The 6,791-nt window shown below is 54.1% G+C and carries 8 protein-coding genes; 2 read left to right on the top strand and 6 right to left on the bottom strand.

Going from position 1 to position 6,791, the window contains the following annotated elements; genetic code table 11:
• Positions 1-58: 58 nt before the first annotated feature.
• Together RT52_RS02785 and RT52_RS02780 are read right to left on the bottom strand one after the other, a co-directional pair.
• On the bottom strand, positions 59-382 hold the full coding sequence (locus tag RT52_RS02785) for a YflT domain-containing protein (RefSeq protein WP_034806639.1): 324 nt from the start codon (positions 380-382) through the stop codon (positions 59-61).
• Positions 383-483: 101 nt separating this feature from the next.
• Positions 484-711 (bottom strand): hypothetical protein, encoded by a 228-nt coding sequence (locus RT52_RS02780; RefSeq protein ID WP_034814961.1) that lies wholly within the window; start codon positions 709-711, stop codon positions 484-486.
• An 84-nt stretch (positions 712-795) separates the two neighbouring features.
• Between RT52_RS02780 and RT52_RS02775 the strand changes: the two genes are divergently transcribed.
• Together RT52_RS02775 and RT52_RS02770 are read left to right on the top strand one after the other, a co-directional pair.
• A complete protein-coding gene (locus RT52_RS02775; RefSeq protein ID WP_245175455.1) occupies positions 796-1,854 on the top strand; it encodes a GTP pyrophosphokinase in 1,059 nt (352 codons plus the stop codon).
• An 89-nt stretch (positions 1,855-1,943) separates the two neighbouring features.
• A complete protein-coding gene (locus RT52_RS02770; protein ID WP_034806634.1) occupies positions 1,944-2,381 on the top strand; it encodes a MarR family winged helix-turn-helix transcriptional regulator in 438 nt (145 codons plus the stop codon).
• A 450-nt stretch (positions 2,382-2,831) separates the two neighbouring features.
• On the opposite strand, the gene RT52_RS02760 is transcribed toward RT52_RS02770, so the two are convergent.
• The 4 genes from RT52_RS02760 to RT52_RS02745 all read right to left on the bottom strand — a co-directional run bounded on the left by RT52_RS02760 (position 2,832) and on the right by RT52_RS02745 (position 6,661).
• Positions 2,832-3,386, bottom strand: a complete 555-nt coding sequence (locus tag RT52_RS02760; RefSeq protein WP_245175454.1) for a class F sortase — start codon at positions 3,384-3,386, stop codon at positions 2,832-2,834.
• 34 nt (positions 3,387-3,420) lie between these two features.
• Positions 3,421-4,221, bottom strand: a complete 801-nt coding sequence (locus RT52_RS02755) for a DUF4397 domain-containing protein (RefSeq protein ID WP_034814956.1) — start codon at positions 4,219-4,221, stop codon at positions 3,421-3,423.
• 255 nt (positions 4,222-4,476) lie between these two features.
• The gene (locus RT52_RS02750; RefSeq protein ID WP_245175453.1) at positions 4,477-5,208 is read right to left on the bottom strand and encodes a glycerophosphodiester phosphodiesterase; all 732 of its coding nucleotides are present in this window, start codon (positions 5,206-5,208) and stop codon (positions 4,477-4,479) included.
• Positions 5,195-6,661: a carboxypeptidase M32 gene (locus tag RT52_RS02745; protein ID WP_034814955.1), complete on the bottom strand. Its 1,467-nt coding sequence runs from the start codon at positions 6,659-6,661 to the stop codon at positions 5,195-5,197. Before RT52_RS02745 ends, RT52_RS02750 begins: the two co-directional genes overlap by 14 nt.
• Between the last annotated feature and the right edge of the window lie 130 nt (positions 6,662-6,791).

The raw sequence follows: 6,791 nt of genomic DNA, 5'->3' as shown, positions 1-6,791 counted from the left end.
TTATATTGTCTCAAAAATTTAGGTTAGCCCAGCTGACACGTGTCAGTTCCGTCTTGTTTTATGATTTGTCGCAGACCAACACGATTTTTCCGTCTTGAATCTCGCCTTCGAGCGATTCGACCATCTGTTTCGTCAAGCCGAGGCTCTCGAGCTGCTCGATGCGGTCGTCCGAGTTCTTCGTGAACTTGGACATGAGCGACTCCCAAAGTCCTTTCTCGGTGATCCGATACGGCTGGACACCGGCCTCGGCGGCGAGACGGAGCGTCAATTCTTCATCTTTGGCAAATAAGTAAATGTGCTCGTTCACACAGCCGCCCGACACCATCCCGTTCACTTCATGGTCGACCGACGTCATATCTCGTACGATTCTCGTTTCTAACATCCTTCATCCTCCTAAACGTTCACAGTCAAAATCGAATAATATACTATTCCCAAAAAATGAGCGCTAAAACCCGATTTCTGACGGATTGTTTGAAGGATGGTTCATGTGAACGTGACGGACCAAGATTCGATGTTGAAATGTTCGACGAGTTGACCGACCCGTGCCTGCTCGTCTTCTCCCGAATGAACGCCGTCCCGTGTCGCCTTGAACGTCAGCTCTCCCTGTCTCGGGGTGATTCGTGTGATCCGATAGCCGGCCTGCTGCAATAGCGAAGCGATGATCTCGAGCTTCTCACGCTCGATTGAGCGAAACGTATGATGCGCTTTCATGTCTCTCCTCCTCGCTGACTCCTCAGTATGTACGCTCAAATCAATGATGCTATACTTATGTCAATGAGACAAGGAGTGATATGGATGCCGAAACAAGATATGAATGCGATCATGCTCGACTACTTGAATGAGAAAGAAGACTATGAGGCGTTCGCGGCCAAACTGAAGCAATTGCTCAGCGAGTTGCTCGACAACGCCGGGATCCAATTCCATTCCATCGTCGCTCGGGCGAAAGAGGCCGAGAGCCTCTATGCAAAACTATCCAGGAAGCCGTATCAATATCGGTCACTTCGGGACGTACAGGACTTGGCCGGGCTACGGATCGTCACGTATTTTCATGACGATGTCCGGGCCGTCGCGCAAATCCTCGAAGAAGAGTTTCGGATCGACCGGGAACAGTCGATTGACAAATCGACGCTGCTCGATGCGAACGAGTTCGGTTACTTATCCGTCCATTATGTCGTCGGGTTGAGCGACAAGCGGCTCGCGCTCGGTGAATATGAGCGCTATCAGGAGAAAGAAGCGGAGATTCAGGTCCGCTCCATCTTGCAACACGCCTGGGCCGAGATTGAGCACGACCTCGGCTATAAGAACCCGAACGCCGTCCCCCCAGAAATCAAGCGTAGCTTCAGCCGCGTAGCCGGGCTCCTCGAGATCGCTGATTCAGAGTTCGTCAATATCCGGAAACAGCTCCGGACGTTCGAACAGGAGACGGTCGAACGAATCATCGCTTCCCCTGAAGAAGTGACGATCACCCGTGACAACTTGAACTATTATATCGCGAACGATCCGACGGTCGAGAAGCTCGACAACGCCATCTTCCAGAGCGACTGGTTGCTCGAGACGGACTTGTCGACAATCATCGAGCTGACGCGCATGTTCCATTACGCCCAGATTCGCACGTTCCACGACTTGAGCGAGACGCTCGATTTGTATTTCAACCGGGCCGTGAACTGTTCGGCGCTTCTCCCGTCTTCGCTCCTTCCCCGTCAAGGGATGGGTGTCGTCTATGCGGTTCTCGCCAAACTGCTCGTGGAAGGGGACGACCAACAGATTGAGTTTTTCTTCCGTCGCTTCTATCCAGACTTGAAACATTATGACGAAATCATCCAACAATTACGGATCCGGGAAGAGCCGACATAACTTTACAGACTTCATGTTTTTATTGTAGAATGTTTTTATGTACTGAAATATATGCAAATAATGATTTTAAGTAGGAGGTACTTCCGAGGATGACAACCCCTGTACAGACAGCATCCCGCCGTCAGCTCGTCGCTGACGCCGAACGCGGGATCCGCATGAACTATCGTGGAGTGAAAAAAAACCTCCGGGCGATGTTCTCACAGTATTTGACGCGTAACGAATTTTTCATCCTTCGGTCACTCTGCCAAACGAGTCCCCAAATCGCTTCGGCACTCTCGAACGAGTTCCAGTTCTCGGCCTCGATGATCACGGCACTCGCAGATGAGTTGACGAAGAAAGGACTCATCTCGCGTGAACGGAGCGAGCGCGACCGCCGCGTCGTCGAACTCCAAGCGACTGAAGAAGGCCGCGCCTTGTTCGAGACGTTAGAAGACATGAAAATCGAGTACTTGATGGACGTGTTCGAGGACTTCTCTGACGAAGAGCTCATCGTCTTGTCGAAGTTGCTCGACCGTATGGACGCGTAACGGTTTACGACGACATCAAAATAAGCCATGGACCCATCCCGATGATGGATTTATGGCTTATTTTTTTACATCTATTATTTAGTTTTCATGAGTCGCTCGATCCCGTTTCTTTTCTTCCCACCTACGTTTAGCCTCTTTATGCAAATCGTCCTCGTTGCGAAGGCGCATTCCTCTTAGCTCTCGATTTATCGCGCGTGCCTGCCTTCTGACTGATCTCTTGGTTACGTTGAACCAGATTCCATAGATCGCACTCGCAAGGAACAAGCTCCAAGCGGCCTGTTCTGTGGCGATATAGACGAGAAGGTACATCATAAGCCAAAGACCGACCGATGCGACATACTTTCTAAATGATTTGATAGTTATCTTCCCCGTTCCGCGTCCTGAATAAAAGTGACGACACCCCATTTAACAATAAACAGCCCGGAGTGGCAATCACTCCGGGCCATCGATTTAATTTCGTATGAGCTTCGCAGTCACGATGATTCGATCGCGATACCCACGTTCAGGGTCATAAGGCCCTGCACAGGTGATCAGTTGCAACCGTTCGGATTGTGTGGCCGCGAAGATGGAAGCGAGCGGCACGTCCTCGAGCCGGTATCGATTCACGGAGACGACCTCATACTGTGCGACTCGCTCGTCACGTTGGAGCGTCACCGTCTCTCCGAGTTGTAACGTGGCGAGTTCGCTGAAGATGGCCGGACCTTGGAGATCGTCCAAATGTCCGGATAAGACGACGTTGCCGATTGCGCCGGCACGTGCGCCGTATTGATACCATCCGACTGCATTGACGTCATCCGGCGTGTCCATCCGGTCGAGTCGGTCTTTCCCGACCGGTTCGATTGTCGCATCGACATCAATGGATGGGATGATGAGTCGTTTTGGGATGAACGTTTCCCGGTGAAACGACTGCCGACTGACCTCGGTCGAGGCGAGGACGAGCGGTTCGGCGAATCCGACGGTTGGGAGTCGGAACTCTTTGTCCGGCGCATCGACCTCAGCGGCCATCGAGAGAAACGCGAACGATCCAATCAGTAAAAGCTTAGGCGTCTTGCTGCTTACGACGAAAGACGTAGAAGCCAGCCGCTGCCGCACCGAGGACTGCTGCTGCGAGCAACCAGTTCATCGAAGCAGACTGGGCGAGTCCGCCTTGTCCAGTCTCAGGAGCTCCAGCCATTTCCCCGCCGTCTGCTGCGAGCAATACTTCAAACGCTGGTTCACCTTCGAGGAGTCCGATCGCGAATGCCGTGTAGTTCTTACCACCTTCAAGGGCGACACCGTCGAGCGCCTTCACGACGTCCGTTGCGCCGGCTGGGCGAACTTCGAGGTCATACGTTCCGGCGTCAAGTGTACCGTAGTCAGATACCGCTTTGAACTCGAGGTTCGAGAAGAGCGGGTCTCCGCCTTTCGGTGCCACATCGACTGCTGGCGCGTCTGGTGCGAAGTGAGCGACACGGACTTTCGACTTGCCATCTTCGAAGTTGGCGTCATCTTCCATCGCTGCGATCTCGATGTTCTCGAGTTGTCCAATCGCTGCAGCGGTATAGAATTTGCCAGCTTCAAGTGAGAGATCCGCTGCGACGACGACCGTCTCAGAGTCACCGGCTGGTTTGATTTCGACGTTATAGTCGCCGGCTGGTAGTGTCAAATAGTCAGTGAGCGCTTTGAACTCTGCGCCTTCGACCGCGACTTCGCCGTTGACATACACATCGACCGCCGGAGCATCAGGTGAAGCGTGAAGCACCCGGACCATCGCATCGCCGTCGTGACCGTCCGCGCTGACTGGTAAGACGAGTGCGAACGCGAGAGCGAGCGTTCCGAGTAGAGACATCAGTTTCTTCATGTGAAATTTCCTCCCTTTTCCCCTTAAGTGTGACCGATGGACTACGTACAACAGATTTGGTGTAGTGCTGCATAGCGTGCTACATCTGATTGCTATGTAGCTGGTGACATCTTAAACTTAAGACAACGGGACGATGGCGTAAAGGCGACAGTGTGTCTCGAATGTGCTGTGACGCCTTCTTCGAGTGTTACCGCTTTCTTTACAATATTGTTACTTCCCTGTCTCGATTAAATAAAAACCCCGTGACATACATTGTCACGGGGTCAAATGTGCTCGGGCCCATTCGACGTCGTTGACGAATAACGCGTCGACGCCGAGCCTGCTGAAGCGATGCAATTGTTCTTCCGTCTTGACCGTGTACGGCCGGACACGGATTCCTGCTTCGACCAATGCCTCGATCTCGGCGTCGGTTAACGCGCGGACGCTCGGATGAAGCGCATTCGCCCCGAGCTGTTTCAAATAGGAGACCGGGTCCGTCATCCGTTTTGAGGACAGGGCGGCAAGTTCATATTCGGTCGTCAACTCGCGTAAACGTCGTAACGTCTCGTGATTAAAGGAAGAGACGATAAGACGCTCGGCTGGAAAACCGGTCCGTTCAACGATTTCGATGAGACGACGCTCGATGCCCCGATAGTGCTCGACATCCGTCTTCAGCTCAAGGTTGACGAGGAGCGGTGTCGGCTTGACCAACTTGAGGAACGCTTCGAGTGTCGGAATCGGTTCCTCTCCCCCGAACCGGAACGCCGCGTTGGCTGTCCGGAGCTCGGCGAACGTCTTGTCGACGACACGGCCACGTCCGTCCGTCGTCCGCTCGAGCGATTCGTCATGGATGAGCACGAGTTCCCCGTCCCGCGTCATGTGCACGTCCGTCTCGATGCCGTCCGCACCGACCTTGATAGCGGCCTTGAACGCCGACATCGTGTTCTCTGGGTAGTGCGCCATCACCCCACGGTGGGCGTATAGCTTCATCGGCTCACGCTGTGCCATATTTGGCCGTCAAATAGCGCACGAGCGGACGGACCGAGATGTCTTCCCCCGTCACTTCCCGAATCAACTCGTTCGGTGTGAGCGATTTGCCGTGGCGATGCACGTTCGTCTCGAGCCACTGCTTGATCGGACCGAACTCCCCGCTCGCAATCCACGTGTCAAGCTCTGGGTGTTGGGCCCGTAGCGTCTCCGTCAATTGGGCCGCATAGACGAGACCGAGGGCATAGCTCGGGAAGTAACCGAACGAACCGCCCGCCCAGTGCACGTCTTGAAGCACGCCTTTCGCGTCGCTCGGGACGTCGACACCGAGGTACTCTTTATAGAGGCGGTTCCACGCCGCCGGCAGCTCGGCAACGGACAACGTGCCTTGGATGAGCGCCTTCTCGAGCTCATACCGGATGATGATATGAAGGCTGTACGTCAACTCGTCGGCCTCGATTCGGATGAGTGACGGTTTCGCCTCGTTCACCCCGGCATAGAACGTCTCGAAATCGATGGACGAAAGCGGCGGATGCTCGGCTTGTAGGCTCGGGTAGACGCTCTTCAAGAAAGCGACGCTTCGGCCGACGAAGTTCTCGAAGAACAACGACTGCGACTCGTGGATGCCCATCGAGGCACCACCGCCGAGTCCGAGTTCGTCGAGTGCGGCATCGATTTGTTGCTCATACGTCGCGTGCCCCGCCTCGTGCATCGTACCGAACAAGGCGTTCCGATAGTCGGCCTCATCATATTTCGTCGTGATGCGGACGTCCCGACGGTTGATCGTAATCTCAAACGGATGGACGGTCGCATCCAAACGTCCGCGGCTCAAATCGTAGTCGACGACCCGCATCCAGTCGTGACAGATTCGTTCTTGCGCCTTCTGGTCCATCGACCAGTCGAGGGGCGCCCCCGCCTGTTTCAGTTGACGGATGAGCGGGACGAGCTCATCGCGCAGTCCTTCGAACAATCGGTCGAGTTGCGCGACCGTCATCCCTGGCTCGAAGTCATAGAGCAACGCGTCGTACGGATGTGACGCATACCCGAAATAATCGGCGAACTTCCGTTGATACGCGACAATCTTTTCTAAATATGGTGCGAACATCCCCCAGTCATCCCGTTCTTTCGCTTTCTCCCAAGCGGTCTCCGCTTCTGACACGAGCGTGACGTACGCCTGGTACTCTTCAGGCGGAATCTTCGCATTGCGTTCATATTGCGTCTTGGCGACAGACAGCGAGCGGGACTCGATTGGCGTCAATCCATCTGCCCCTTCCATCTCGTCGAGCAGTCGTTTGAACGATTCGCTCGTCTGACGCTTGAACGCCTCGGTCGAAAGATACCCGATCGTCTCCGCCCGTAACGGTGCCGACTGTTCCGGCATTTGGGTCCGCATATCCCAATAAAGTAACGAGATCGCCTCGTCGAAGGCGCGCAACTGTTTAAAATGCTCGCGCCACTGCTTTGTCAATTCCATGTCATGACCACCCCTGTTCATTTATCCTTACATCACTACTTTATTATATTCGTCAGACGTTGCCTATCTCCGCATATGGATTTCGACACGGTTTACATTTATGGAACGGAATCCTGAGCCTTGTAAAAAA

Origin of the sequence: Exiguobacterium alkaliphilum 12/1 (assembly GCF_000714435.1) — a bacterium.
Lineage (GTDB): Bacteria > Bacillota > Bacilli > Exiguobacteriales > Exiguobacteriaceae > Exiguobacterium > Exiguobacterium alkaliphilum.
The sequence above is the reverse complement of the archived record's forward strand: the minus strand, read 5'-3'. Positions and strand labels throughout refer to the sequence as shown.